This window comes from Paenibacillus macerans, assembly GCF_050565405.1.
Classification (GTDB): Bacteria; Bacillota; Bacilli; order Paenibacillales; family Paenibacillaceae; genus Fontibacillus; species Fontibacillus macerans_B.
The window spans coordinates 69,221-94,447 of the sequence record NZ_JBNYYG010000003.1 but is presented as its reverse complement, the minus strand read 5'-3'; the positions used below and the strand labels follow the sequence as shown (position 1 = coordinate 94,447).

The following is a 25,227-nucleotide window of genomic DNA, read 5'->3' as shown; positions in this document are numbered from 1 at the left end:
CCGTTTTCGCAGATAGCTCAGGCGTCGATCGAAATTTCGATCGTTTTGCTGCCGAGATCCACCTTCTCCGCCCGTTCCCCCGCAACGCCGAAGGCCACGTCCGTGATCAACACGTTCTCGCGCAGGACTTGCTCAAAAGCCCGGATCGCCGCCTGCAGCTCATCGTCGACATCCAGCGTGAGGTGAACCCGTTTCTCGATCGGCAGATCGAGCTTTTTGCGGGTATCCTGTACCGCTCGGACCACTTCGCGCACCCAGCCCTCCTGCTCCAGCTCCGGCGTGATGTCCGTATTGAGCGCTACGGTAAGACCATAGCCCGAAGCGGAAGCAAATCCCGGCTTCGCCTGCTTTTCGATAAGCAATTCATCCGCCGTTACCGTCAGCTCTTCGCCTTCCGGCGAGGTCACGGTAAACTTGCCGTTATCGACGATGGCGCGCGTTTCTTCCGCGGCCAGGTTCTTCATGTACCCCTGCAGGAACCCGACGTTTTTGCCGTATTTCTTTCCGGCCACCTTCAGGTTCAGCTTCAACGTGAAATCGACGAATCCGCTGTCGTTCGTTTCGATTTCGATCGCCTTGACATTGATCTCTTCCTTGATGATTTCCTCATATTCGCCTACCGCAAAGGCGCGGTCCATGGACACGATCAGGCTGGACAACGGTTGGCGCGTTTTGATGCCGGTCTCGTTCCGGACGTTGCGGGCCAACTCGACGATTTGCCGCGCGCTTTCCATATCTTTCTCCAGAGCCGGATCGACGAGCGATTCGTCGGCTTGCGGATAATCGGCCAGATGAACGCTCTCCCCGCCGCCCAGGTTGGTGAAAATATCTTCGGCGATCATAGGCGCAAACGGCGCGATCAGCTTGGATACGGTCAGCAGCACATGGGTCAGCGTCTGATACGCGGACAATTTGTCTTCGCCGAGGCCGCTGCCCCAGAAGCGGTCGCGCGAGCGGCGGATATACCAGTTGCTCAGCTCGTCGATGTAGCCTTCGATCGCCTGCGCGGCACCCACGAAATCGTTGACCGCCAGCCCCTTGTCGACGACAGGAATCAAACTGTTAAGACGAGACAGGATCCAGCGGTCCAGCTTGTTCTCCGATGGACGGTAAGCATGCTCCTCCGGCTTATAGCCGTCGATGCCGGCATACAAGGTCAGGAACGCATGCGTGTTGACCAGCGTATCGACTACTTTGGATTTGGCTTCGCCGACGATCCCCTTCGAGAAGCGTTTGCTGTTCCACGGCGCGCTGTCGGACAACAACGCCCAACGGAACGCGTCGGTGCCGAATTCTTTGATGATTTCCCAAGGGTCGATGACATTGCCTTTCGACTTGGACATTTTTTGCCCGTTCTCGTCCAGCACGTGGCCGGTAGCGATGACGGCTTTATACGGCGCCTTGCCCGTGAACAGCGTGGATACCGCCAGCAAGCTGTAGAACCAGCCTCGCGTTTGGTCGATTCCTTCGCAAATCATGTCCGCCGGGAACTGCTCTTCGAACGTATCCTTGTTTTCGAACGGATAATGATGCTGCGCAAACGGCATCGAGCCGCTGTCGAACCAGACGTCGATCACTTCGCTCGTCCGCTCCATTACCCCGCTTTCGCAATGCGGGCAGCGGACCTTCACTTCGTCCACGTAAGGCTTATGCAGCTCCAGGTCTTCACTTACATGATCGACCGCGTGCTCGCGAAGCTCCGCGAGGCTGTGCGGCGCAAACTGCCCGCCGCAATCCGGGCAAACCCATACGTTCAGCGGCGTGCCCCAATAACGATTGCGGCTGATGTTCCAGTCGACCAGCTCTTCGAGGAATTTCCCGAAGCGGCCCTCGCGCACATGGCCCGGATACCATTCGACCGAGTTGTTATTGGCGATCAGCTGATCTTTGACCGCCGTTGTTTCGATGAACCAGCTCTCCATGGCATAGTATAGTAGCGGCGATTTGCAGCGCCAGCAGAACGGATAGCTGTGCTCGTATTTTTCCTTGCTGTACAGCAACCCTTGCTCCGACAACGTCTTGACGATATCCAGGTCGCAATCTTTGACGAACCGGCCGGCAAAATCGCTTACCTCGTCCGTATAACGTCCCTGGCCGTTCACGACGCTGACGAAGCTGATCCCGTTCTCGCGGCAAACCCGGTAGTCGTCTTCGCCGTGCGCCGGCGCCATGTGCACGATCCCCGTACCGCTGGCATCGGTAACGAACGAAGCGCCTACGATCACGTTGATTTTATCGGCTTTGATATAGTTGAACGGCGGCGTATAGGTTTTGCCAACGAATTCGGAGCCTTTGTGCGTGGACAGGATCGTATATTCGCCCTTCATCACTTTCTCAACGAGGTTCTTGGCGACGATATAGACGCCGTCCTCCTGCTTCACCTTGGCGTATTCCATGTCCGGATTCATCGCCAGCGCCACATGGGCCGGCAACGTCCAAGGCGTGGTCGTCCAGGCGAGGACGTATTCGCCGGTATCGTGCAATTTGAATTTGGCCGTAGCGCTAAGGTCCTTGACATCCTCGTAGCCCTGCGCCACTTCGTGGGAACTCAGCGACGTTTGGCAGCAAGGGCAATACGGGCTGACGCGATGCCCGCGGTACAGCAGGCCTTTGTCATGAACCGTCGCAAGAATGTTCCAAACGCTTTCAATGTAAGTGTTGTTCAGGGTGATGTACGGATCGTCGAGATCCACCCAGTAGGCGATCGCCTCGGTAAACTCGCGCCACTGCTTTTCGTAGCCGAAGACGCTGTCTTTGCATTTTTTGACGAATTCCTCAATGCCGTATTTCTCGATTTCCTGCTTGCCGGAAATCCCCAGCTCCTTCTCCACGCCAAGCTCGACCGGCAAGCCGTGCGTATCCCAGCCCGCTTTGCGGACGACGCGGTATCCCTTCATCGTTTGGTAACGGCCGACGAAGTCTTTAATGACGCGCCCAAGGACGTGGCCGATGTGCGGCAGCCCGTTCGCGGTCGGCGGCCCTTCGTAGAACACGTAATTCGGCCGGCCCTCCCGGTTCTCGATACTCCGCTTAAACGTATTTTCCTTGCTCCATTTGTCCAGGATCCGCAGGTCGCGCGTGCGGGCATTTTCTTTGACATCGACTTTCTTCATGCGTCTCTTCCTTTCCTTTTCTTAAGGTTCAATCATGGAAAACAAAAAAAGCCCCGTCCCTCTAAGGGACGAGACCTAGCTCGCGTTACCACCCTTGTTTCATGCACGTTAAAGCCGGCTTCGCCGCAGCATGGCATGACACCTTGATCCCATACGCTTCATATGGGGTCGGTATAACGGCCGACAACCGGCAAAACCTACTAGAGAATATTCAAAAATCGGACTTTGGTCACGGTGCTGAAAAATCGATTTTTGAATTTTCATTATAGCAGAATTTCGGCTTTGCTTCTCCGGGATGATATTCGGTCGCGCTTTGCACATTGGCTTTCAGCAGGATGCCAACTCTCTGAGGAACAAAATCGCGGCGTACTGGTTCCCATCATCAAATCATTTCGTTATGCAACTACAGTATGTAAATAGTTATAACGTATTTGTCGTCCCCATGTCAACATCGGGCCATACGCCTTGCCCTATCCTTCGCAAACCCAAACGCCACTTGATTCTCCCGATCCGGGATCGATCAAATGGCGTTCGCATTTATTGGTCTGAAGCCAAAGAGTGTGTTAGTACAGCTCCTGCACCTCGTGGCTTTTCTCGGCGGCGCGTTCGCGGGTTTCCAGCGTATCCCACCCGTCGCTACTAAGCAGGTCGAGCTGGGCTTCCACAAGCGTGCGGAACCGCGCTCGGTAGATGGAAGCCTGTTTTTTGAGTTCTTCCACTTCCATGGCGATTTTTCGCGATTTGGACAGCGATTCATTCACGATCCGATCCGCGTTTTTCTCCGCTTCCTTGACGATCAGTTGCGCTTCTTTCTTGGCGTTGTTCTTCACTTCATCGGCCGCTTCCTGCGCGACGATGATCGTCTTGCTGAGGGTCTCTTCAATATTGGCGAAATGATCCAGTTTCTCCTGCAAGGTCAGCATTTGGTTGTGCAGCTCCTTGTTCTCCCGGATCACAATCTCGTAATCTTTGATCACCTGGTCGAGAAATTCGTTGACTTCGTCTTCGTCGTAACCGCGAATACGTCTGGAGAACTCTTTGTTATGTATATCCAGCGGCGTTAATGGCATGATCCCCACCTCCTAAAATTTCGAAACTTCCCTTAAAGAGGTTGTTCAGAAAATCAACTTTTGATCATTGAACTCGCACTTAAGCGGGAAGACGTGGTCGTTACATATTCACAGCACTTCAGGAAACAGTTCGAACTATCTTATTCGACAAGAATCCGCCATCTCCTGCAAAGGGCATCACACAAATTTACCGATTTTGACACGATGCCTCCCTTTTTTGGTCAGCCCGTCCGTTTCCAGCACTTTAAAACGCCCGAACCCTTGCAGGGCCACGACATCGCCGGCCTTCAACGGCTTGGAGGGATCCTCCTCCGTCCGCCAGTTCACCCGGCAGCGGCCGGCTTTTATCGGAACCAGCACTTTGCTGCGGCTTATCCGAAATACGTCGCCGACGATCCCGTCCAAACGCAAGGAAGCCACCGTCAAATCCAGCGGCTCCAGCTCTTTCTCCGTCGTCCTCAGCTCTTCCGGCTCCAACACCTCCGTCATGACGCCGATCCGGTGTACCTGATGAAGGTTGAGCTGAAGAAACGAAGCGATCTCCTCGGCGATTAGGACATGGCACCCATCCTCGCGAACATGAATATCGCCGATTTTATCGCGTTTGAGCCCGAGTCCCAAAATCGCCCCCAAATAATCGCCATGCTGAAGGGAAATAAATTTCTGGTCCCCCGAAGTAATGGCGAGCACCTTCATCCCCATCGGTTCCTGGCCCAGATCCCGGTAATCCGGTGCAACCAGCGCCCGCTTTCGTTCCGCCCCTTCGTATCCGCCGTCCAGCCGAACCGCAACATCCGGATGACGGTTGGCCAAAGACTCCAGGATATAACATTGCCGCGGATCCAGGAAGTCGCTGCGTTTGACTTCATGGTATTCCCCGGCATTAACGACCCATTCCCAAGCCCGGTCCACGAAAGGACGCTCCTCCGGCTTGAAATGCTCATAAATATCCGCTCTCATCCTAAATTTCACGCTACCCGAAAATATAAATCAATACGCTGCTGAGCCCCACCGCAGCAAGACGCAAGACAAACAGCGCCACGATCGGGGAAATGTCGATCATCCCCATGATGGGCGGGATAAACCGGCGGAACGGGGCCAAATAAGGCTCAACCAGCTTTCCAAGAAGCTCGCCGATAAAACTGTCCCGGGCGTTAGGCACCCAAGACATGAGAATATACACCAGGATCATGTAAAAATAAATGTTGTACAGCAGCCATACGATGGAATCTATTGTGCTTACCAAGCTGTCCTCACCTCATTCTGTTGTAATCGGGATCCTCCGTCAGTATTTCCGTAATGGATCCCTGGATTTCGACCGTATCCGGCGTGCACAGAAAAATATTGCTACCCACTTTGGATATGCTTCCGCTCAGCGCATAAATCGTACCGCTTAGGAAATCGATGATGCGCATCGCCTGATCGTTGCGGACCCGCTGCAAATTGACGACGACCGACCGGTGGGAACGCAGGTGATCGGCGATTTCCTGCGCTTCGTCATAGGAGCGCGGTTCGTAGAGGATTACTTTCACATTCTTCTGGGAGTGAATGCTGACCACGTTGTTTCCTCTCTGATTTTTACGGGATTCAAAGCTGGGGGTTTCAATTTCCGTATCTTCCTGACCCGAAAATCTTTCGCGCTCCACGATCTCTTCTTCTTCCTGCAGCCCCAGAAAGTTCATGAACCGGTTCATTACTCCCATTACGTCACTTCCCCTTTCCCCACTAAAAGCGTGCCGAGGCGCACCCATGTCGCCCCTTCCTCAATCGCCACTTCGAAATCTCCCGACATGCCCATCGACAATTCCGTCAGCGGTTCCCTCGCAACGCCCAGCGCGTTCAACTCGTCGCGCAGCTCGCGGAGCCGCCGGAAGACCGGTCTTGTCCGCTCCGGATCTTCCTCGATGGGAGCCATCGTCATTAGTCCGATGATTTTAACCCGGGATAATCCGGCCGTCTCCCGTAAGAACTCCGCCGCCGTTTCCGGCGTAATGCCCTGCTTCGAGGCCTCGCCGGAGACGTTGACTTGTACAAACGCGGAGATCGTCGTATCCAGCGCCTCCGCCCGCTTCTCCAATTCCTTGGCTAAGGAAAGCCGATCCAGCGAATGAATATATTGAAATCTCCCGATGATGTCTTTGACCTTATTGCTCTGCAAATGGCCGATAAAATGCCAGACTCCTTGTCCGCCAAGCGCTTCCCATTTGGGAACGGCGGTCTGGGGGCGATTCTCTCCGATATGCCCGATCCCTTCTTCCAGGACGGCGCGCGTCGAATCCGCCCGGACATATTTGGTTACGGCAACGATATGTACGTCCTCGCGTTTTCGTCCGCTGCGCTCGCAGGCCGCTTGAATTCGTGCTTCTACGTGATCTATCCGTTCCTTCAGCGACAAAGAAAGGATCACCTCTCTTTCATGCCAATCCAGCTTGCCATCCTTCCCGTCACGCCGTTCTGCTTGCGGTAGGAGAAAAAAGTCTCCGGATGACAGCTTGTACACCAAGTTGTACATTCGATATGAGTCGGCAATATTCCTGCTTTAATCATAATGATTCGATTCATTTCTTTCAAGTTCAGCATCGTTTTCCCTTCGTTGGCGGACCCGGAAAAATAGGCCCCCCCCTCAGCGTCCCCCACGTTAACCGGAAACGCCTCGCGCACTTTCCCCATGACCGCCTCATCTACCTCATAACAGCATTCGCCGATGCTTGGACCGATCGCTCCCCGGATATCGCTGCGGCGGCTGCCGAATTCCCGTTCCATCGCTTCGACCATCGCCGCGGCAATCAACTGAACGGTGCCTTTCCAGCCCGCATGGGCCAAACCGACGACGCGCTTCTCGGGATCGGCGAAATAAAGCGGCACGCAATCCGCATAAAAGGAAGTCAGCAGCACATCCGGAACGTTCGTCACCAACCCGTCCGTTTCCGGAAAAGCGCTGCTGCGGTCAAGATGCCCGCGCCCCCGGTCCTCGGCGCGTACCACGGCGATGTTCTTCCCATGCACCTGCTCCCCGCAGGTCCAGGCTTCCGGAGCAAAACCTAGCGACTGGGCCAAGCGGTTACGGTTCTCAAGCACGAGCTCCGGATCGTCTCCGACATGATACGCCAAATTCAAGCATTCGTACGGCGGCCCGCCAACGCCTCCGCCCCTTCCTGTGAACCCGGCGTGTATCCCGGGCATCAAGCCGGCCCAGGCTTGCAGTTCAAAGCGTTCCGGCAGTTGGTCATTAGGATTCCTTACAAACGGTTCCATCATCCATCCCCTTTCTATGGTGATTAAAAAATCGGCTTTCGACCACGTTGCGGATTCATGATGCTTATTCGACGTCGAATCTTGAATTCACCCGGGCCTTCCGTTGCTCACGTAGCTTCGACTACGCTCCGCTACTCAGTCCCTGGCTTCATTCAACCTTCTCGGTGCTCATAACCCGATTTTTTAATTTTTATTGATACGGTGATTAAAAAATCGGCTTTCGATCACGAAGCGACTCATGAAGTTTATTCAGCATCGAATCTTGAATTCACCCGGGCCTTCCGTTGCTCACGTAGCTTCGACTACGCTCCGCTACTCAGTCCCTAGCTTCATTCAACCTTCTCGGTGCTCATAACCCGATTCTTTAATTTTTATTGATACGGTGATTAAAAAATCGGCTTTCGATCATGAAGCGAATTCATGAAGCACCGTAAATTTCGCCAAAATCCTCTTCGTGCCGATAAACCGACTCTTTAATTTCTTTCTCACCTTCATTCAGTTTACCACAAATTTTATCCTTGTCCCTGCCTAACCCCGCCGTTCCGTCCGGCCGTCTCGGTCGATATAAACCGGGGTCTCGTATGCTGGCTGGACCCTCGATTCGCGAAGTTCCTCCATTTTGACCAGGACGACGTCCGAACCGATCTTCACGATGTTCTTCCAGGGAATGATCAGATCGCTGCCGCCGCCGAACAACCCCATGAATTTCGCGCCTACGGGAACGACGATCGCTTCGATGACGCCTTGCCGCAAATCCAGCTCTAGATCGCTGATATTCCCGAGCCGCTTGCCGTCCACCACGTTGATGACGTCCTTCGTCTGGAAATCGGAAATTTTCATACTCGCCCTCACCACATTGTCCATATAATCCCGCCCCCGTCCAGCCTGATTGTACCGTCCTTTTACTATATGATCGAGATTTTCCGCACATGCGCCTGGGTCACGGGAAAAGAGAATATGGACAAAGAGACCGCTCCTCGGATCGTCGTCGATCCGATAAGAGCGGCCTCTTTTGACCAGTCGTTTATTTTATTTCCCCAATGCGCCCGCAGCTGCGTTTTCGCCGCCCAAGCGTCCCGAGGTGAATGAATAACCGATGCCTACGCCGTTCCCGACGTATGTGTCGTTGAATAATACGCCCTCGGATTCCAGGCCTACCGCGTATAAGCCTTTGACCGGCACCCGTTTATCGTTAAGCACTTGGAACTTCGGATTTACGAGCAGGCCGCCAACCGAACCCAGGTTGTTGATTTCGGCAATGATCGCATAATACGGGCCGTCGCCCATCGGCAGCAAATAATCCTTGGATTTGCCAAACTCTGTGTCTACGCCGGATTTGGTAGCTTGAGTATACTTATTGAAAGCATCCTTGAACACTTCCGCGTCCATGCCGGCATTTTTGGCTAATTCCTCGATCGTGTTGCCTTTGAATCCGTCTCCGTTTTTCACCATCGAATCGAACACCTTTTCGACGTCTTTCCACGGGGTGTCCAGCTTAAACTTGTCGGTGAAATCCGCGTAGAATTCCGGCGGAAGCCCCGGAAGCTTCGGTGCCTTGATGCCGCTCATGCCTTTGGCCTCCAAAGACTTCAACTGTGATTTCGAAACGATGACCAGGTGATAAGGACCGTTGAAGGCGCTCGTATTGGCCGCCGCTACCGCTGTCAAAGTCGCCGTTTCGTCTCTGAATCTCGCGCCGGACGGTCCTACGTTCATCAGCGTCGGCAGATAGCTCAGCATCAGAGGATAGCTGGCCTCAAAGGACGAATATTCCTTCTTCAGATCGCCGGTCGCTCTGGCGAGCGTTTGGTGCAACATTTGTCCGCCGAAGTTGTCGGGCTTCTTCGCGCCGGCTTCCCAGGACATTTTCAAACCTTCGCCGATGTTTTGGCCAAGGCCGCCGTTGACGCCCTCAAAGCCGAAAGCTTCTTTCACCATCTCTTTATTGCCTGCGTATCCGCCCGTCGCCATGACGACGCTTTTCGCGGAAATTTCCAGCGTGGTTCCGTCCGCTTTTTCCGCTACAACGCCGGTAACGGCTCCGTTTGAGCCGGTCATCAGCTTTTTCGCAGTCGTTTCGGTCAACACTTTTCCGCCGTTCTTTTCAACCGAAGCGGCCAGCATTTTGCGCAGCGTTTGCTCGCGGGTATCATAAGCCGGCAGAATATGAAGCTGTTCCCCGCCGAAGTTCATGAAGGTCGTAACGTAACCTTTGCTTTTAAGCCAATCATAGGTGTCCCCGGATTTGGTGACGTATTGGCGTACGCTCGCCGCATCCACCCGCCAGTGATTATTGACGATCCAGTCGGCGATTTCTTTCTCCACATTCACCTTTAACCCGCTTGCGACCGCGGCGGAGGAGTTGTAGAATTTGCCTGCCCACGACAGGTTGCTGGCACCGCCGATGACGCCGGTTTTTTCGATGATGATGACCTTCGCGCCTTTGTCCGCCGCAGTAACCGCCGCCGATACGCCGGAGGCCCCTGCGCCGACGACGACGACGTCAGCTTGCAGCTTTTCCGTCTTGCCTTCTCCGGCTTTTTTGACGCTGCCGGCTTTCAAGGCGGTTAAATCGCCGCCCGCTTTTTTCACGGCGTTCTCCACCGCAGTCAACAGGGCGTCGCTCGACACACTTGCGCCGCTTACGGCATCAATGGCCAGCGTTTGGTTGGCCAGGATTTGCTCTTTGATTTTTTGCAGAGCGGAGTCGCCTAACCCTTCCGTTTCACTTTGGCTGACGATTTTTATGTCCTTGATTTGATTGGCCTTCTCCATCGTCACTTCCACTTTGACGGTGCCATCTTTCCCTTCGGCTTCGCCCGTGTATGTACCCGCTTTGAACGCGGATGCCGCCGATGCCAGCGACGGCCCTGCCCCCAATTGTTTGCCGGATTGAACGCCCCAGCCGAACATGGAAGCTACCAGCACGATGCAGATGGATAACATGAGCATTTTGTTGAATCTTTTGCTGCGCATTTACTCTTCTCCCCCTACTGCTTATTGAAGCCTGCCTAATTTATGTGATTGTTTTCACATATAGGACGACAAGAATAGGCTTCAAGGAGAAGTTTAAACCTTGGTGCGGCACCAAGGTCAAGAGAGTGACCGCTGGGTTCAAGCGGACTCTTCCTTTTCCCGTTCAAACGGGATATGCATTTCCAGATAAGAGCGCTTGACGCCGTCCCGGGTTTCGGATAACAGCAATCTGCCAGTGGCGTCGCCGGATAGGCTCAGGCTGTGTTCATCCAGATAATCCAGCATGAACCGCAGCGATTCCTTGGTGAAATGCTCGCCGTTCGGCGACAACAGGATTGCCGAGACGCATCGGGACGGTGGAACGTATTCCAAATGCTCGTCCAGCTTAAGTCCAAGCCGCTGCACATCCTCTTCGGAAATCGTCAGCCCCCAGCTGTATTCCAAATTGGACGTATCCGTTGCAAAGATCTCTTGCTCGATGCGGAAGCAATAAAAAGTGTAAGGCAGCCTCTCCATTAAGGCATTTACCGTGCCCTCGAGGCCCTTGGTATTCAGCAGGCTGTTTTTGTTCGTCTGTTTTAGCCGGTACAAACCGGGTCTGCGCTTAATTTGGCATTGATTCAAGCTGCTCTCGAGGCCTTGGATCTCCCTGCTCAGTTCCTCAAGCTTATGCAACAGCATGGTGCTTCTGCGGATTTCCGCCTCCAGTTGCTGCCTGCTGTCCTCCATTTTCTCCAAAATCACGTTCAGGGAGGAGTCCTTGATCAGTCCGGCGACGTCCTGCAGAGGAATCTGCAGGCTCCGGTACCAGCGGCTCATGAGCAAATCCCGCGCATCCAGATCGTTAAAATACCGGTAGCTGTTGTGGTGATCCTTCACCGGCTTGACAATGTCGTGCTTCTCATACAACCGCAGCGTATCCCTGGAAATCCCCAGCAATGAAGAAAATTCGCCTATACAATATTTCATGTTCTCCCTCCACCATGCTAACGAGTTCCGAACCTCATTTTGACATCTTAATGATACAAGGCCCCGAATCGTTACGATATGGCGTTATTCACATAAAAAAAGGCCCCCTCAGGGACCGTATACTACGACTTCACATGTTTTTGCATTTGTAAAATGGCGGATTTCTCGAGCCTAGACACCTGGGCCTGGGAGATGCCGATTTCATCGGCGACCTCCATCTGCGTTTTTCCTTCGAAGAAACGCATCGATAAAATCATTTTTTCACGGCGTCCCAGCCGCTGCATCGCTTCCCGGAGCGCGATTTCTTCGATCCAGGACACATCCTTGTTCTTGTCGTCGCTGATTTGATCCATCACGTAAATCGGATCGCCGCCGTCATGATAAATCGGCTCGAACAGGGATACCGGGTCCTGGATGGCATCGAGGGCAAACACGACGTCTTCCTTCGGCAAGCCCAACGCTTCCGAGATTTCAAAGATCGTGGGCTCGCGCGAATTTTGGTTGGTCAGGCTGTCGCGCATTTGCAAGGCTTTGTAGGCGATATCGCGCAGGCTTCGGGAGACGCGAATGGGATTGTTATCCCGCAGGTAGCGCCGGATTTCTCCAATGATCATCGGCACGGCGTAGGTGGAAAACTTAACGTTTTGCGATAAATCGAAATTATCGATGGCTTTCATGAGTCCGATGCAGCCCACCTGAAACAGGTCGTCCACATACTCCCCTCGATTGTTGAATCGCTGGATGACGCTCAGCACGAGTCTCAGGTTGCCATTCACTAACTTTTCTCTGGCTGATCTTACGTGGTCCTGCTGCAAAGAGTGGAACAATTCACGCATTTCCGCATTGGTTAGAACGGGCAATTTTGCGGTATCGACGCCGCAAATTTCGACTTTGTTTCGGGTCATCGTGTCTTAACCTCCCAAGGAGAAACTAATGAACAGTATCTCCCCGGACTGCATTTTTATTCCGCTTAAACCATCTTGTTGAATTCCTTCCGCAGTCGCTTAATAATCCGTTTTTCCAGCCGCGAGATGTACGATTGGGAAATTCCCAGCAAATCCGCGACATCTTTTTGCGTCTTCTCATCGCCGTCCACAAGGCCGAATCGCAGCTCCATGATCATCCGTTCCCGTTCGGTCAACTTGTCGAGCGCTTTATGGAGCAGCTTCCGGTCTACCTGCTCTTCGATGTTCCGGTAAATCGTGTCGTTCTCCGTGCCAAGCACATCGGAGAGCAGCAGCTCGTTGCCGTCCCAATCGATGTTGAGCGGCTCGTCGAAGGAGACTTCGGTGCGGATTTTGCTGTTGCGGCGCAAATACATCAGAATTTCATTCTCGATGCAGCGCGAGGCGTACGTAGCCAGCTTGATCTTTTTCTCCGGATCGAAGGTATTGACCGCTTTGATGAGCCCGATCGCCCCGATGGATACGAGGTCTTCGATATTGATGCCGGTGTTCTCGAATTTTCGGGCGATGTAGACGACGAGCCGCAAATTGCGCTCGATCAGCATAGCCCGGATCGCGGAGTCCCCGCTGGGCAGCCGCTGCAGCAAATATTCTTCTTCTTCGCGCGTCAATGGAGGCGGCAGCGCTTCGCTTCCGCCGATATAATAGATTTCTTCGCTTTTTAGTCCAAAAATAAACAGCAACCGGTAGTACTGCAGTTGCAGCTTCAATTTCCACTTTACACGCATGGTTTCTATCCTCCCATATTACGTTCCCGTTTTACTGATGGAGTCCGTGCTTTCTCCCGCTTCCCTTATCGGAGGGAAGCCGGAAGAGCCTTCCGGCGGCGTTGGCGCCGATTCCGTCCCTTCTACCAATACGGGATGCACGATAGCCCGATAGGTCCCTTCCGTCGATAGCCGTCCCCCATCGAGTCCGACGAGCACCTTCGCGGAACGATGCTCCCGCCCCTCCAGCCTGATTATCACTTCATCGGGTTTCAACGCCAGCATAAACTGCGTGCCTTTGTTGATCCCCCGGTACGGCACCAGCCGCAAACGCTCCGGCCAGGGAAAGTCCCCCGCCTCCGTCCATTCCAGGATAAGGTTGTCCGCTCGCTCATTCGCCAATTTCCCCCGGGATGACGCGGGAAGAATCTTTTCCCACAGCGAGGCCTCCATCACCATTACCGGCAATCGGCTGAGCGGATCGGTCAGTTGATTGCCGGTATCAATCAGCCCTGTGCAGCTCACGGACGAATCTCCGATACAAACCTCGACGTCCGCAAAAAAAGAGCTGATCCTTTCTTGCCTCCGGCGCGCCGAAACAACCCGCTTAAACCACAGCAAAACGGCGAAGAAGCAAACTAGCATAAACAACGACCCTATTTTCAGCGAAAACCCTAACCCGCCGGATGCCGAATACCAAATTCCGCTCCAGATTTCTCCGGAGTCCTGCAGCAAATAATGAATACCCAGAATCCCGCCGGCCGCCGCAAAATTGACAATATAAAAGGCTCCCATATTGCGCAAATAGTTTTGTAAGCTTCCAAACCCGAAAGCGATCCACAACATGACGACAGAGAAAAGAAACTTTACCAGGAACGTAAACATAAATCCCAATTCCGGTAAAAACATCATGACGACATAAAGAGCTCCAACCGCCGCCGAGACGGCCACCCGCCAGATGATGACTTTTTGCTTTCGCATCCATGCCGTTACCAGCAACAAACTTGCGTCGATCAATAGGTTCATCGCAAATATGAGATCGATATAGACAACCAACGGCATTCACCTGCCTGGGGAGATGGTTATCAGTATAAATAGAACCGCCTATAAAGTCTGTCTAAAATTGAAAGTAGAATCCCACTAATTTTGTCGACCTAAGGAAACCCCTTGCCGCCCAAGGAAAGATAAATAAACCGGCCGACGAAGTTTCGGACGGTTCCAAGAAAGCAATAGAGTCTTAGTAGAGCAATCCCGAAACTGCTTGGGTAGAATTGGGAGCCGAGCGCACTCTCGCGAAAAAAAGAAATAGACCTTGTCCCATGCAGGGTCAAGGTCTTGGGGAAGACGTGACGTCTTAAACGCTATTCGTTGTTGTTGCGGGAACGGTTGCGAAGGAATGTCGGAATGTCCAACTGGTCGCCGCTCGGCTGATTGCCGAAAGGTCTCAGCGTCGAAGCCTGACGGGAATCCTGGGCTTCGACCGCGCCTGGAACGCCAGGAGCCGAAGCCGTCGGTTTGCGGGACGAATGAACCGAACCTTTGTGTTCAAAACCCGTCGCGATGACCGTGACCTTGATTTCTTCCTTCATGTTCTCGTCGATGATTGCACCAAAGATCATATTGACTTCCGGATCGGAAGCGGAAATGACGATCTCAGCTGCTTCGTTCACTTCATAGAGGGACAGGTTCGCGCCGCCGGTTATGTTCATGATCACGCCGCGAGCGCCTTCGATGGAAGTCTCGAGCAGCGGGCTCATGATCGCTTTGCGGGCTGCTTCGGCCGCGCGGTTCTCGCCGGTCGCCAGGCCGATTCCCATCAGGGCCGAACCGCGTTCGGTCATGATCGTCTTGACGTCCGCAAAGTCGAGGTTGATCAGGCCCGGAACCGCGATCAGATCGGAGATGCCTTGCACGGCTTGACGCAGGACGTTATCGGCCTCACGGAAAGCCTCCAGCATCGGCGTCTTCTTATCGACGATTTCCAAGAGACGATCGTTAGGAATTACGATCAAGGTATCGACTTTTTCCTTCAAAGCCTCAATGCCTAGTTCGGCTTGCGAAGAACGCTTGCGTCCCTCAAAGGTAAAAGGCCGTGTAACGACACCAACGGTAAGCGCGCCGCATTCTCTGGCGATTTCGGCAATGACCGGGGCCGCGCCGGTACCGGTGCCGCCGCCCATGCCGGCGGTAACGAATACCATATCCGCGCCTTTCAGCGTATTGGCGATCAAATCACGGGATTCTTCCGCCGCTTTCTTGCCGACCTCCGGATTGGCGCCGGCTCCCAGACCGCGGGTAAGCTTGTCCCCGATCTGCAATTTATGCTCTGATTTGGCCAAATGCAGCGCTTGGGCGTCCGTATTCACCGTAATGAATTCCACGCCTTGAACGCCGTTTTCGATCATCCGGTTTACCGCATTGCTGCCGCCGCCGCCAACACCGATGACCTTGATTTGTGCCAAGCTCTCCATTTCGAAATCAAATTCCAACATACTCTTCCATCTCCCCCTCAATATGCATGGATGGCCCGTTCATCATCCCAGAACCAACTATATAAATTCGCTGAATAAGTTTTTCAGGCGTTCCATCAGGCCTGTCTTCCGTGCGGTTTCCTGGGTCACCGGGGATTTGCTCCGGCCCGCCGCCTTTTTAGGACCGGAACTGTTGTTGCGTACGCGGATATTTTTGATGACCTTGTACAAAATGCCGACGCCGCCGGTAAAGGCGGGATCGCGAACCCCGATGTAATCCGGAACGGCGATCCGCACGGATGCGGAAAGTTCGTCTTGGGCAATCTTAAGCAGGCCCGGCATGGAAACCGTCCCCCCCGTCAAGATGTAGCCTCCCGGTTGTTCACTATACCCAAGGCGTTTCACTTCCTGGCGGATCAGCTGGAAAATCTCTTGCACGCGAGGCTCCGCGATGGCCGCCAAATCCTCCTGCGTAAATTCCTTGTCTACATTGCTGCCGATCCGCGTCACCTTGAAGGTTACGTCCGCCGCCGCGTCCTCAATCGAAGCGCAGCCATATTTAAGCTTGGCCTTCTCCGCTTGATCCGTCAGCGTCCGGAGTCCGTAAGCAATGTCGTTCGTTATAAATTCTCCCCCAATCGGAAGCGTGGATGTCGCCACGATCGTGCCGCTTTCGAACACAGCGATCGTTGTGGAACCTGCGCCGATATCCACCAGCACGGAACCCATGGTTTTCTCGTCTTTGGACAAAGCAAGCTGACCTGAGGCAAGCGAGAGCAAAACGAGTTCCCGGACTTTCAGCCCGGATTTCTCTACGCAGCGAAGCAGGTTGTGGATCGCTGTTTTCGCCCCCGTAACGATCGTTGCTTCGACCTCCAGGCGAACCCCGATCATGCCCCGGGGATCCGAAATTCCTTCAAGCCCGTCCACTACGTACTGCTTGGCCACCACATCAATAATCTCGCGCTCCGGCGGCAATGCGATCACCTCGGCCGCCTTGAGTACACGGTCGATATCGTCTTCGCCAATTTCGCGGTCTTCATTCTGTACGGCTACAACCCCGTGGCTCGTTTGGAGTCCGATTTGATTTCCCGAAATGCCGACATAAACTTCCGATATTTGAATACCTACCATCCGTTCCGCATGATCCACAGCGCTGCGGATCGACTGGACCGTCAGGTCAATATCTACAATCGCGCCTTTTCGAATTCCTTCCGAGTCGGCAGATCCAACCCCAATAATATTAAAGGTTCCATTACTAATTTCCCCAATAATAGCACGAACTTTGGATGTACCGATGTCCAAACTAACAATGATGTCATTGTTGCTCAAGCCCCTGGCACCTCCTATTTCCCCATCAAAATATACTTCCCATGTTTAGAGGTAGTTCAAAAAGTCATCTTTCGATCACGATCTTGCATTCAGCCGAGACTTCCGTTGCGCACGTAGGTTTCGCCTACGCTCCGCTGCTCAGCCTCTAGCTTCATCCAACCTTCACGGTGCTGAAAAGCCGGCTTTTTGAACACGCACTGTTAGATGCACTCTCTACTTATTCAACGCCTTTTAATCTTTCCCTCTTTTTTCTACAAATTTTTTGGCTTCCAACTTTTACATAGAACTAGGCATTAGGTACCTGAAACATGCGGAACTAGCCTCTTGCCACACGCAAAAATCAGAAGAAAAAAGAGGGAGATAGGCAACTAGCCCATAAAATGTATTTTAACATTGTTTTTCACTCGTGAGTAGTATCATTTTGCCCTTCGTCTTCGTTCTCCGGCGATTCGTACGGCACATAGAAATCGGCGTCGAGCATGGTCAGCCTTCCGGGGTCCTGCGATTGCAAAATCTCGTTCAAGTATTCGGCCTTCTGGGCCAGCAACGAAATCGCCGAGATGACCTCGAATTTCGATCTTGTGTACATTTTGATCCGGTCAGGATAAGACAGCGTTGGCGAAGGCACGATCTCGGATATGTCTGCGGTGAGCTCACCCGGGATTTGTGACAGCGTTCGGCAGAGTTTGACCAGGCTCTCGTCGTTTGCGCTCCATCCCGTTAATATGGGCTTGTCCACCGGCATCGAGTCGTTCATCATCTCGATTCTCGTTCCATTGGCCAGTAATCCATGCAACTTGCCGTCGCCGGTCAGTTCATAGGCCGCGATAGGATATTCCTGCAGGCGGATCTCGACGTTTCCCGGGAACGTCTTGTTCACCGTCGCCCGCTCCACCGACGGAATTTCCTCCAGCTTGCGCTCCAAATGCTCGGAGCTGATGGCGAAAAACGGGGCCCCCGGCTTAAGGCCGGTGACGTTCAGCAGTTCGTCGTCCGTCGTATACGTATTGCCCTGAAAGGTAATGACGGAGACTTTGCTTAAGGATGAACGAAAAAAAAGCACGCACAGCAAAGAGAGGAACAGCAGGATGAGGATCACCTTGATTTTTCGGCCGCTTTTCTTTTTCGGTGTAGGCTCCTTTAATACAGGAACATTCGCTTTTGGCATGTCATTTCTCCGCAACTTTCTGAATAAGTATTACAAAGCCTTTTATCCCCTCCAGGGGAGGGGACGATCTAAAGGCCAAAGCATATGAAGGTAAGAAGCAATTCGCTGAAACCCGACCTCAAGCCAAATCCAGCTGTTTCATGGCGGGAGTTTCACGATGCACCGCGCCTCCCAAACGCTGAAACATGCTTTCGATCCGGTCATAGCCGCGGTCGATATGATGCACCTGCTCGACTACCGTTTTGCCCTGGGCCGCCAAGCCCGCAATGACGAGCGCGGCTCCTGCCCTTAAGTCGGTAGCTTCCACCGTAGCGCCGTAAAGCCGGGGCACGCCGCGAATGAACGCGGAGTTCAGATCGACCGAGATGTCGGCACCCATGCGGACCAATTCGTCTACATGCTTGAATCTGCCCTCAAACACGGTCTCTTTCATCACGCTAAGTCCATCGGCCAACGATAAGAGCACCATCACCTGAGATTGCAAGTCGGTAGGAAAAGAAGGGTAAGGCGAAGTAACGATCCGCTCTACCGCTTTGGGACGGCCCGCGCTGCTTATCGTTATTATATCATCTGCGGCTCCGATTTGAACACCGGCCCTTCTGAGCACATGCAGCAGCGAGACCAGGTGAGCCGGATTGCTGTGAGTCAGCGTCACGCTGCCACGCGTGGCGGCTACGGCGATCAAGGCGGTGCCGGCTACGATCCGGTCGGGGATAATCTCATAATCGCAAGGGTAAAGCCGCTCAACGCCCCGGATCGTAATCGTGTCGGTTCCCGCGCCCATAATGCTGGCGCCCATCGCATTCAAGAAGTTTTGCAGGTCCTGGATTTCCGGTTCCCGCGCCGCATTGGTGATCACGGTCGTTCCTTCCGCCAGGGCCGCGGCCATCATGATATTCTCGGTAGCGCCCACGCTGGGGAAATCAAGATGAATATCGCTGCCGATCAATTTCCCGGCCCGGCACCAAATCTGCTGGTCGTACTCCTCGATCTTCGCGCCTAATGCTTCGAGTCCTTTCAGATGCAGATCGATTTTGCGTTCTCCGATCGCACAGCCGCCCGGCTGGTAAATGCATACCTCCCCAAACCTGGCCAATAAGGGCCCCATCAAAAATATGGAAGACCGCATCTGTCTCATCAAATCTTCCGGTACATGGCTTGAATCCGCACTTCCCGTATCGACGGTCACCGTATCTCCCAGATGGACGGCTCTGCAACCCAGACGACCGAGAATGCCCAACATGACATCAATATCGAGCAGGCGGGGGACATTTCGAAGTTGCACTTTCCCTTCCGACAGCAAACTAGCCGCCAGAATCGGCAGTGCGGCATTTTTCGCTCCATGGATACGAATGGTTCCTGATAGGGGTCTCCCGCCTTCGATCACCAATTTGTCCAATGTATCACCTCCGAGTTTACCGTTCACCCACGAAGTAGACCTCCGGCACCAATGCTACGCCGAATTTGTCCGCAATGATGGCCTTGATTTGCTCCATGAGTGCAAGAACGTCCTCTGCTGTCGCTTGCCCGGTATTGACGATGAAATTGGCATGCAGCGTGGATACTTCGGCCCCTCCGACCTTCATCCCTTTGAGCCCCGCCGTTTCGATGAGTCTTGCTGCATGATCTCCCGGCGGATTACGGAAGACGCTGCCCGCGCACGGTTGCTGCAGCGGTTGCGTCTTGCGGCGGCGGTCTTTATAAGCCGCCATGGCGGCCGCTACCTCCAGTCTGTCGCCGGCAGCAAGCAAAAAGCGTGCCTTCGCCACGATCCCGCGCCGCTCGTGCAGGACGGAATGCCGATAGGCAAACTTCATATCCTCCGCCGTGTACGTTACCATTTCACCTGTCTCCAGAACAATGTCAGCGGATTTGAATATACGTGACACATCGGACCCATGAGCACCGGCATTCATGTAGACGGCGCCGCCAACCGAACCGGGAATGCCTCCGGCAAATTCCAGGCCGGTCAATCCCTCTTTGCCCGCCATAATGCTTAGTCTGACGAAGGACGCGCCTCCACCGGCGGCAACCTCCGCGCCGTCAAAGGCAATCTGCTCCAGCCCGGAACCGAGCCGGATTACGCAGCCCCGTATCCCTTTGTCGGAAACTAGCAGATTGGAGCCTTTGCCGACCACCATCCAGGGAACCTGCTCCTCACGAAGCAGCCGGATCAGCTCGGTCAACTGCCGGGTATTCTCCGGTACGATCATAGCGTCAGCGGGGCCGCCGATTTTCCATGTTGTATATTTTGACATCGGCTCGTTCGGCAAAACCTCGCCGAAGCCCAGCCTGGTCAAATTCGATATCCACTGCTGCATCGTAAAACCCTCCTTGACTTGTATGGCGGGAAACCTGCAGGCCGGCAGCTTAAGGGGCGTGCCGGTTGCACGGGTCCATCGGAGCAATCGATGTTGCCCTGCCGCTCCGTTTGGTTGTCACGAATTATAAGGTATCTTATGCCCTCCTCACGAAGAGTGTGACAATCGCCCAGACCCGGGACCGTCCCCCGCCTTCGGCAATCAACCGCGCTGCCCGCCGCTTTGAGCCAGTCGGCGCAGCTCTTCGACGATCAAATGGGCGGAGTCCGGTTTACCCAGCCCGCGCGAAACCGACGACATGGACGTTTGCTGCGCAAGGTCGTTCATGATCCGCTCAACGGAGGCGTACAAGCTGCGGCCGGATAAATCCGGCTCCAAAATCACTTCAGCCGCTCCGGCCCGCTCCAGCGTGCGTGCGTTTTTCTCCTGATGGTTGTTCGTTACGTTGGGCGAAGGAATCAATATCGCCGGAATGCCCAATGCGGTGATTTCCGCCAAAAAAGAAGCCCCGGCGCGGTTCACGATCAGGGACGTGCAGGCCAGCACCTCCGGCATATTGTGCACATAAGGCAGCACCTGCAAATTGCCGGGAAGTTCTCCCGTTTTCGCCCGAATCGCTTCGACCGTCGAGGCATAGTAACTGTCCCCGGTCACGTAAACGAACTGCAAATGCTCCGATTGCCGAAGCAGCGGAGCCATCTCGACCATCGCTTCATTGATCGCCTTCGCTCCCCGGCTGCCGCCGACAACCAGCACCACGGAACTGCTCCGCGGCAATCCCAGCGTATCGAAGCCTTTGTTCTTGTCGGCCGCATAAACGGTGGTCGCTCGCGGATTTCCCGTATACACCACGTTTCGCGCCGCCGGGAACGCGGAACCGGAACCCTCGAAGCTGACGGCCACGGTCGACACGTATTTGCTCAGAAAGCGGTTGGTCAGGCCGGGAATGGCGTTCTGTTCGTGAATGATGCTGGGAATGCCCAGCTTGGCTGCCGCATACACGACCGGGCCGCACACGTATCCGCCCGTGCCGATGACGACGTCGGGCTTAAACTCCTTAAGCAGCTTCTTGGAGGCCCGAACCCCCTTGAGAAAACGCATGACCGTTTTCACGTTATCCAAAGACAGCTTCCTGCGGAAGCCGGTAATGTCGATCGCTTCAAACGGAATATCCTGCTTCGGCACCAGCGAGCTTTCCAGCCCGCGTTGGCCGCCGATGTACAAAAATTCGCTGCCGGGTATTTCCGTGGCGCATTGGCTTGCGACGGCCAGCGCCGGATAGATGTGCCCCCCGGTTCCGCCGCCGCTCAGTACGACGCGCATATTCTCACCTCGCATAACGTGATAAATTAAGTAAAATGCCTAGTGCGGTCAACATCAGCGTAAGCGATGAACCGCCATAGCTGATCAGCGGCAGGGTAATGCCGGTGACGGGCATGAGCCCGATGACGACGCCGATGTTGATGACGACTTGAACGCCGACCATGCCTACAATCCCCACGGCCAGCAAGCTGCCGAACGTATCGTCGATCGTCATCGCCACCCGCATGCCTCGCCACACCAAAATCAAAAACAGCAGCAGAACGAGCAGACCGCCGATAAAACCAAGCTCCTCGGCCAAAATGGAGAAGATAAAGTCGGTTTGCGGTTCCGGCACGTAGCTGTATTTTTGCCGGCTCATCCCCAGCCCCAGGCCCGCCAGTCCGCCGGGTCCGATCGCGTACAGCGATTGGATGATCTGGTAGCCCGCGCCAAGCGGGTCGGACCAAGGGTCCAGGAAAGCGGTGATCCGCTGCAAACGGTAAGGCGCCGCAATGATCAACGAGGCGAAACCAAGGGCTCCGACGGCGGCCAGGCCGGCCAAATGCCGGATGCGGGCGCCCGCCGTAAAGACGATCAGCAGCGAGGCGCCCAGCATGACCGTGCCTGTCCCCAAATCGGGCTGAAGCATGATCAGACCGAACGCCAAGCCGATAACCCCCAGCGGAGGCAGCAAACCTCTGGTAAAATGCGTAATCTTGTAATCTTCTTTACTTAACCAATAGGATAGGAACAAAATCATGCCCAGCTTCATAAACTCGGAAGGCTGTATGCCGAAGGAACTGATCCCGAGCCAGCTTCTGGCCCCGCCGCGCACGACCCCGATGCCGGGAATAAGCACGACGACCAGCAGAACAAAGCACAGGAGCAGCCCGATTTTGGCATGCTTCCGCAGCAGTCGGTAATCGAAATTCATCATCAAGAACATCGCAATCAAGCCGAGAACGGCAAACAGAAGCTGACGTTTGACAAAATAGAAAGAATCGCCGTAATCATGAAAAGCGAGTACCGAACCCGCGCTGTACACCATGACAATTCCGATGGCCAGCAGTCCGAGTATGCTGGCCACAAGCCAAAAATCCGGCGACGTACGGCTCTTGCCCATCGTGGATGCCACCTCTTAACCGAAAGTAGGGGCTTTTCCACCCCCCTACTTAAAGGGTATGCACCGCCTCTTTAAAAATGCGTCCACGCTCTTCATAGGAGGAGAACATATCCCAGCTGGCGCATGCCGGGGAGAGCAATACGACATCCCCGGACGCCGCCAACGCGGAGGCTTCCTTCAGCGCGGTACGCAGCGTTTCCGCGGCGCTGTCACCAGTATCGACCACCACGATGCCGGATAGACCCGCCAGTTCCGCGACGCGGGCGATTTTTTCCTTCGTTTGTCCCAGCGCGACCACGGCCTTGACCTTCTCTTTGAAAACGGGCAGCAGCTCCATATAATCCGAACCCCGGTCGAGTCCGCCCGCGATCAGCACGATGGGTGCGCCGAGCGCTCCAAGCGCCATGACGGTCGCCTTGGAATTGGTCGCCTTGGAGTTATTGTAATACGTCACTCCCTGCTTCTCCTCGACATATTCCAAGCGATGTTCAACGCCCCGGAAGGAGCGCAGCGGCTCAACTAGGGCCTCTGGTGCCGCTCCCGCCGCGATCGAAACCGCGATAGCCGCGAGCGCATTCTCCACGTTGAAGCGTCCGGGCAGCGTAATTTCCAGGACATCGACGATTTTGCGTACTCCTCCGTCCTCCCCCCGGTACATGATGCTGCGGGGAAGATCTTCCTCCGAATCCGGCACATAGGCGGGTCGAACAAATACCCCTTCCGATGCCAATTCCTCGCTCATAGAGAAGGGAATCAGCTTTGCCCGGATATAGGGCACCAGTTCGCGGCACACAGGGTCGTCCCAATTGACGACGGCGCGGTCGGACGGTTGTTGATTGGCAAACAGCTTAGCTTTGGACGAAACATAATCATCCATCGTTCCGTGGTAATCCAGATGGGTCTCCGCCACATTCAGCAGGCAAGCAACCGCAGGCCGAAATTGCTGCGTTCCTTTCAATTGGAAGCTGCTGAGCTCGGCTACGAGCCAGTCGCCTGCCGTCGCTTTCTCCGCCGCCTCGCAAAGCGGGGTGCCGATGTTGCCGGCCACGATCGGATTAAGCCCTGCCGATTCCAGCATTTTGCCGATCCAGGTCGTCGTCGTCGTTTTGCCGTTGGAGCCGGTAATGCCGATGATCGGCGCTTCGCTCAGCAGATAGGCGACTTCCACCTCGGTCACGACCTCGATGCCCAGTTCCAGCGCTTGGGCTACGGGAGGAGCGGTATACGGGATGCCGGGGTTTTTGACGACCAGCGCGGTACCGGCATGGATCAAATCGTTCGGATGTCCGCCGCAAACAACAGAAATTCCCAAAGCTTCCAATTCGGATGCTTCGGGACACTGTTCTCTCTCCTTTTTATCGTTAACCGTGACGACGGCTCCATGCTTGTGCAAGGTTTTGGCGACCTGAACGCCGCTTTTGGCTAGACCGAGAACGACCACCTGGCGCCCCCGGTATTCTTCTGGATGATTCATCATTACAACCCCTTGTTCAAGTAAAGTCCTATGACCGCCAAAATAAGGCCGGCCGCCCAAAACGTAACCACGACGCGCCATTCCGACCAGCCTGACAGTTCGAAGTGATGGTGGATCGGGCTCATTTTGAAAATGCGTTTGCCCCGGGTCTTGAAAGAAACGACCTGGATCACGACGGATAACATCTCGATGACGAAAATGCCGCCGATGACCAAAAACAACAGCTCGGTTTTGGTAATGATCGCGATGGCGCCGATGGCACCGCCAATCCCCAGCGAGCCGGTATCGCCCATGAACACTTTGGCCGGATGGGCGTTAAACACGAGAAAACCAAGCACGGCCCCGATCATCGCCGACGCGCAAACCGCAGCCGGAAGCGAAGTGACCTGCATCGCAATGACCGCGTAAGCTCCAAACGCAATCGCGCTGACGCCGGACAGCAGTCCGTCAAGACCGTCGGTAAAGTTGACGGCGTTGGTCACGGCCAGCATCATAATGACGATAAAGGGATAATAAAACCACGGTCCCCAATCGAAGGATACCTGGGTTCCCGGAATGCCGATGGCCGTGTTGTGCCCTTCGGAAATGAGCAGCGCGCACATGATGCCGGCGAACAGCAGCTGTCCGACCAGCTTTTGTCTGGGCGTTAGTCCCAAAGACCGTTTAAATATAATTTTGATGTAATCATCGAGGAAACCGACCAAGCCAAAGCCCAGCGTGGCGATCAGCAGCACGTAAAAATCGGTGTTCACGACCGAAAATTTGAAAAACGAGAGCGTAAACGCCAGGATAATAATGATGCCGCCCATCTGTGGCGTGCCCGCTTTTTTCTGATGGCTTTGCGGTCCTTCTCCGCGAATTTGCTGTCCGAATTTGAGCCTTCTCAGGAGCGGGATAATGAGCGGGGCCGAGATTACCGCCAAAATGAAGGATACGCCGATCGTTAGCAAGATAAGTCCAAAATCCATGGGATCACCCCCT

General features: G+C 54.4%; 22 protein-coding genes and 1 other annotated feature. All 22 genes read right to left on the bottom strand.

Annotated elements, in window-relative coordinates; genetic code table 11:
- Positions 1–17: 17 nt before the first annotated feature.
- Positions 18–3,113, bottom strand: a complete 3,096-nt coding sequence (ileS, locus tag ACQ4N8_RS03840; RefSeq protein WP_430703003.1) for an isoleucine--tRNA ligase — start codon at positions 3,111–3,113, stop codon at positions 18–20.
- Positions 3,114–3,174: 61 nt separating this feature from the next.
- Positions 3,175–3,505, bottom strand: a binding site (T-box leader).
- A 171-nt stretch (positions 3,506–3,676) separates the two neighbouring features.
- Positions 3,677–4,183, bottom strand: a complete 507-nt coding sequence (locus ACQ4N8_RS03835; protein ID WP_430703002.1) for a DivIVA domain-containing protein — start codon at positions 4,181–4,183, stop codon at positions 3,677–3,679.
- Between the two features lie 177 nt (positions 4,184–4,360).
- Positions 4,361–5,143, bottom strand: coding sequence for an RNA-binding protein (locus tag ACQ4N8_RS03830; protein WP_430703001.1), 783 nt, complete (start codon positions 5,141–5,143; stop codon positions 4,361–4,363).
- A gap of 13 nt (positions 5,144–5,156) precedes the next feature.
- Complete coding sequence (locus tag ACQ4N8_RS03825) at positions 5,157–5,429, bottom strand: YggT family protein (RefSeq protein WP_430703000.1); 273 nt, start codon at positions 5,427–5,429, stop codon at positions 5,157–5,159.
- 7 nt (positions 5,430–5,436) lie between these two features.
- Entirely contained in the window at positions 5,437–5,886 is a 450-nt protein-coding gene (locus ACQ4N8_RS03820; RefSeq protein ID WP_430702999.1) for a cell division protein SepF, read from the bottom strand.
- Entirely contained in the window at positions 5,886–6,578 is a 693-nt protein-coding gene (locus tag ACQ4N8_RS03815; RefSeq protein ID WP_430702998.1) for a YggS family pyridoxal phosphate-dependent enzyme, read from the bottom strand. The genes ACQ4N8_RS03820 and ACQ4N8_RS03815 overlap by 1 nt, the downstream gene beginning before the upstream one ends.
- A gap of 8 nt (positions 6,579–6,586) precedes the next feature.
- The gene (pgeF, locus tag ACQ4N8_RS03810; RefSeq protein ID WP_430702997.1) at positions 6,587–7,438 is read right to left on the bottom strand and encodes a peptidoglycan editing factor PgeF; all 852 of its coding nucleotides are present in this window, start codon (positions 7,436–7,438) and stop codon (positions 6,587–6,589) included.
- A 528-nt stretch (positions 7,439–7,966) separates the two neighbouring features.
- A complete protein-coding gene (locus ACQ4N8_RS03805; protein ID WP_430702996.1) occupies positions 7,967–8,278 on the bottom strand; it encodes a YlmC/YmxH family sporulation protein in 312 nt (103 codons plus the stop codon).
- Positions 8,279–8,467: 189 nt separating this feature from the next.
- Positions 8,468–10,414: an FAD-dependent oxidoreductase gene (locus ACQ4N8_RS03800; RefSeq protein ID WP_430702995.1), complete on the bottom strand. Its 1,947-nt coding sequence runs from the start codon at positions 10,412–10,414 to the stop codon at positions 8,468–8,470.
- 138 nt (positions 10,415–10,552) lie between these two features.
- The gene (locus ACQ4N8_RS03795) at positions 10,553–11,383 is read right to left on the bottom strand and encodes a MerR family transcriptional regulator (protein WP_430702994.1); all 831 of its coding nucleotides are present in this window, start codon (positions 11,381–11,383) and stop codon (positions 10,553–10,555) included.
- A gap of 122 nt (positions 11,384–11,505) precedes the next feature.
- Positions 11,506–12,288, bottom strand: coding sequence for an RNA polymerase sporulation sigma factor SigG (sigG, locus tag ACQ4N8_RS03790; protein WP_044479270.1), 783 nt, complete (start codon positions 12,286–12,288; stop codon positions 11,506–11,508).
- Positions 12,289–12,353: 65 nt separating this feature from the next.
- Positions 12,354–13,076 carry an RNA polymerase sporulation sigma factor SigE gene (gene sigE / locus ACQ4N8_RS03785; protein WP_430702993.1) on the bottom strand — a complete coding sequence of 241 codons (723 nt, stop codon included), beginning with the start codon at positions 13,074–13,076 and terminating at the stop codon, positions 12,354–12,356.
- An 18-nt stretch (positions 13,077–13,094) separates the two neighbouring features.
- The gene (gene spoIIGA, locus ACQ4N8_RS03780) at positions 13,095–14,117 is read right to left on the bottom strand and encodes a sigma-E processing peptidase SpoIIGA (protein WP_430702991.1); all 1,023 of its coding nucleotides are present in this window, start codon (positions 14,115–14,117) and stop codon (positions 13,095–13,097) included.
- A 299-nt stretch (positions 14,118–14,416) separates the two neighbouring features.
- A complete protein-coding gene (gene ftsZ, locus ACQ4N8_RS03775) occupies positions 14,417–15,547 on the bottom strand; it encodes a cell division protein FtsZ (RefSeq protein ID WP_430702990.1) in 1,131 nt (376 codons plus the stop codon).
- A gap of 57 nt (positions 15,548–15,604) precedes the next feature.
- Positions 15,605–16,858 (bottom strand): cell division protein FtsA, encoded by a 1,254-nt coding sequence (gene ftsA / locus ACQ4N8_RS03770; protein ID WP_430702989.1) that lies wholly within the window; start codon positions 16,856–16,858, stop codon positions 15,605–15,607.
- Between the two features lie 400 nt (positions 16,859–17,258).
- Positions 17,259–18,026 (bottom strand): cell division protein FtsQ/DivIB, encoded by a 768-nt coding sequence (locus ACQ4N8_RS03765; RefSeq protein WP_430702987.1) that lies wholly within the window; start codon positions 18,024–18,026, stop codon positions 17,259–17,261.
- A gap of 118 nt (positions 18,027–18,144) precedes the next feature.
- Positions 18,145–19,425, bottom strand: coding sequence for a UDP-N-acetylglucosamine 1-carboxyvinyltransferase (murA, locus tag ACQ4N8_RS03760; protein WP_430702986.1), 1,281 nt, complete (start codon positions 19,423–19,425; stop codon positions 18,145–18,147).
- Between the two features lie 16 nt (positions 19,426–19,441).
- Positions 19,442–20,347 (bottom strand): UDP-N-acetylmuramate dehydrogenase, encoded by a 906-nt coding sequence (gene murB / locus ACQ4N8_RS03755; protein WP_430702985.1) that lies wholly within the window; start codon positions 20,345–20,347, stop codon positions 19,442–19,444.
- A 201-nt stretch (positions 20,348–20,548) separates the two neighbouring features.
- Complete coding sequence (gene murG, locus ACQ4N8_RS03750; protein ID WP_430702984.1) at positions 20,549–21,670, bottom strand: undecaprenyldiphospho-muramoylpentapeptide beta-N-acetylglucosaminyltransferase; 1,122 nt, start codon at positions 21,668–21,670, stop codon at positions 20,549–20,551.
- 4 nt (positions 21,671–21,674) lie between these two features.
- Positions 21,675–22,772 (bottom strand): stage V sporulation protein E, encoded by a 1,098-nt coding sequence (spoVE, locus tag ACQ4N8_RS03745; protein ID WP_430702983.1) that lies wholly within the window; start codon positions 22,770–22,772, stop codon positions 21,675–21,677.
- Positions 22,773–22,821: 49 nt separating this feature from the next.
- Positions 22,822–24,246 carry a UDP-N-acetylmuramoyl-L-alanine--D-glutamate ligase gene (murD, locus tag ACQ4N8_RS03740; protein WP_430702982.1) on the bottom strand — a complete coding sequence of 475 codons (1,425 nt, stop codon included), beginning with the start codon at positions 24,244–24,246 and terminating at the stop codon, positions 22,822–22,824.
- 2 nt (positions 24,247–24,248) lie between these two features.
- Entirely contained in the window at positions 24,249–25,214 is a 966-nt protein-coding gene (gene mraY, locus ACQ4N8_RS03735) for a phospho-N-acetylmuramoyl-pentapeptide-transferase (RefSeq protein ID WP_430702981.1), read from the bottom strand.
- Positions 25,215–25,227: the final 13 nt, after the last annotated feature.

What these genes read in the sequence shown, in the direction of transcription:
- ileS (WP_430703003.1), bottom strand. Translation starts at nt 3,113, where the DNA reads ATGAAGAAAGTCGATGTCAAAGAAAATGCCCGCACGCGCGACCTGCGG.
- ACQ4N8_RS03835 (WP_430703002.1), bottom strand. Translation starts at nt 4,183, where the DNA reads ATGCCATTAACGCCGCTGGATATACATAACAAAGAGTTCTCCAGACGT.
- ACQ4N8_RS03830 (WP_430703001.1), bottom strand. Translation starts at nt 5,143, where the DNA reads ATGAGAGCGGATATTTATGAGCATTTCAAGCCGGAGGAGCGTCCTTTC.
- ACQ4N8_RS03820 (WP_430702999.1), bottom strand. Translation starts at nt 5,886, where the DNA reads ATGGGAGTAATGAACCGGTTCATGAACTTTCTGGGGCTGCAGGAAGAA.
- pgeF (WP_430702997.1), bottom strand. Translation starts at nt 7,438, where the DNA reads ATGGAACCGTTTGTAAGGAATCCTAATGACCAACTGCCGGAACGCTTT.
- ACQ4N8_RS03805 (WP_430702996.1), bottom strand. Translation starts at nt 8,278, where the DNA reads ATGAAAATTTCCGATTTCCAGACGAAGGACGTCATCAACGTGGTGGAC.
- ACQ4N8_RS03800 (WP_430702995.1), bottom strand. Translation starts at nt 10,414, where the DNA reads ATGCGCAGCAAAAGATTCAACAAAATGCTCATGTTATCCATCTGCATC.
- ACQ4N8_RS03795 (WP_430702994.1), bottom strand. Translation starts at nt 11,383, where the DNA reads ATGAAATATTGTATAGGCGAATTTTCTTCATTGCTGGGGATTTCCAGG.
- sigG (WP_044479270.1), bottom strand. Translation starts at nt 12,288, where the DNA reads ATGACCCGAAACAAAGTCGAAATTTGCGGCGTCGATACCGCAAAATTG.
- sigE (WP_430702993.1), bottom strand. Translation starts at nt 13,076, where the DNA reads ATGCGTGTAAAGTGGAAATTGAAGCTGCAACTGCAGTACTACCGGTTG.
- spoIIGA (WP_430702991.1), bottom strand. Translation starts at nt 14,117, where the DNA reads ATGCCGTTGGTTGTCTATATCGATCTCATATTTGCGATGAACCTATTG.
- ftsZ (WP_430702990.1), bottom strand. Translation starts at nt 15,547, where the DNA reads ATGTTGGAATTTGATTTCGAAATGGAGAGCTTGGCACAAATCAAGGTC.
- ACQ4N8_RS03765 (WP_430702987.1), bottom strand. Translation starts at nt 18,026, where the DNA reads ATGCCAAAAGCGAATGTTCCTGTATTAAAGGAGCCTACACCGAAAAAG.
- murB (WP_430702985.1), bottom strand. Translation starts at nt 20,347, where the DNA reads ATGCAGCAGTGGATATCGAATTTGACCAGGCTGGGCTTCGGCGAGGTT.
- murG (WP_430702984.1), bottom strand. Translation starts at nt 21,670, where the DNA reads ATGCGCGTCGTACTGAGCGGCGGCGGAACCGGGGGGCACATCTATCCG.
- spoVE (WP_430702983.1), bottom strand. Translation starts at nt 22,772, where the DNA reads ATGGGCAAGAGCCGTACGTCGCCGGATTTTTGGCTTGTGGCCAGCATA.
- murD (WP_430702982.1), bottom strand. Translation starts at nt 24,246, where the DNA reads ATGAATCATCCAGAAGAATACCGGGGGCGCCAGGTGGTCGTTCTCGGT.
- mraY (WP_430702981.1), bottom strand. Translation starts at nt 25,214, where the DNA reads ATGGATTTTGGACTTATCTTGCTAACGATCGGCGTATCCTTCATTTTG.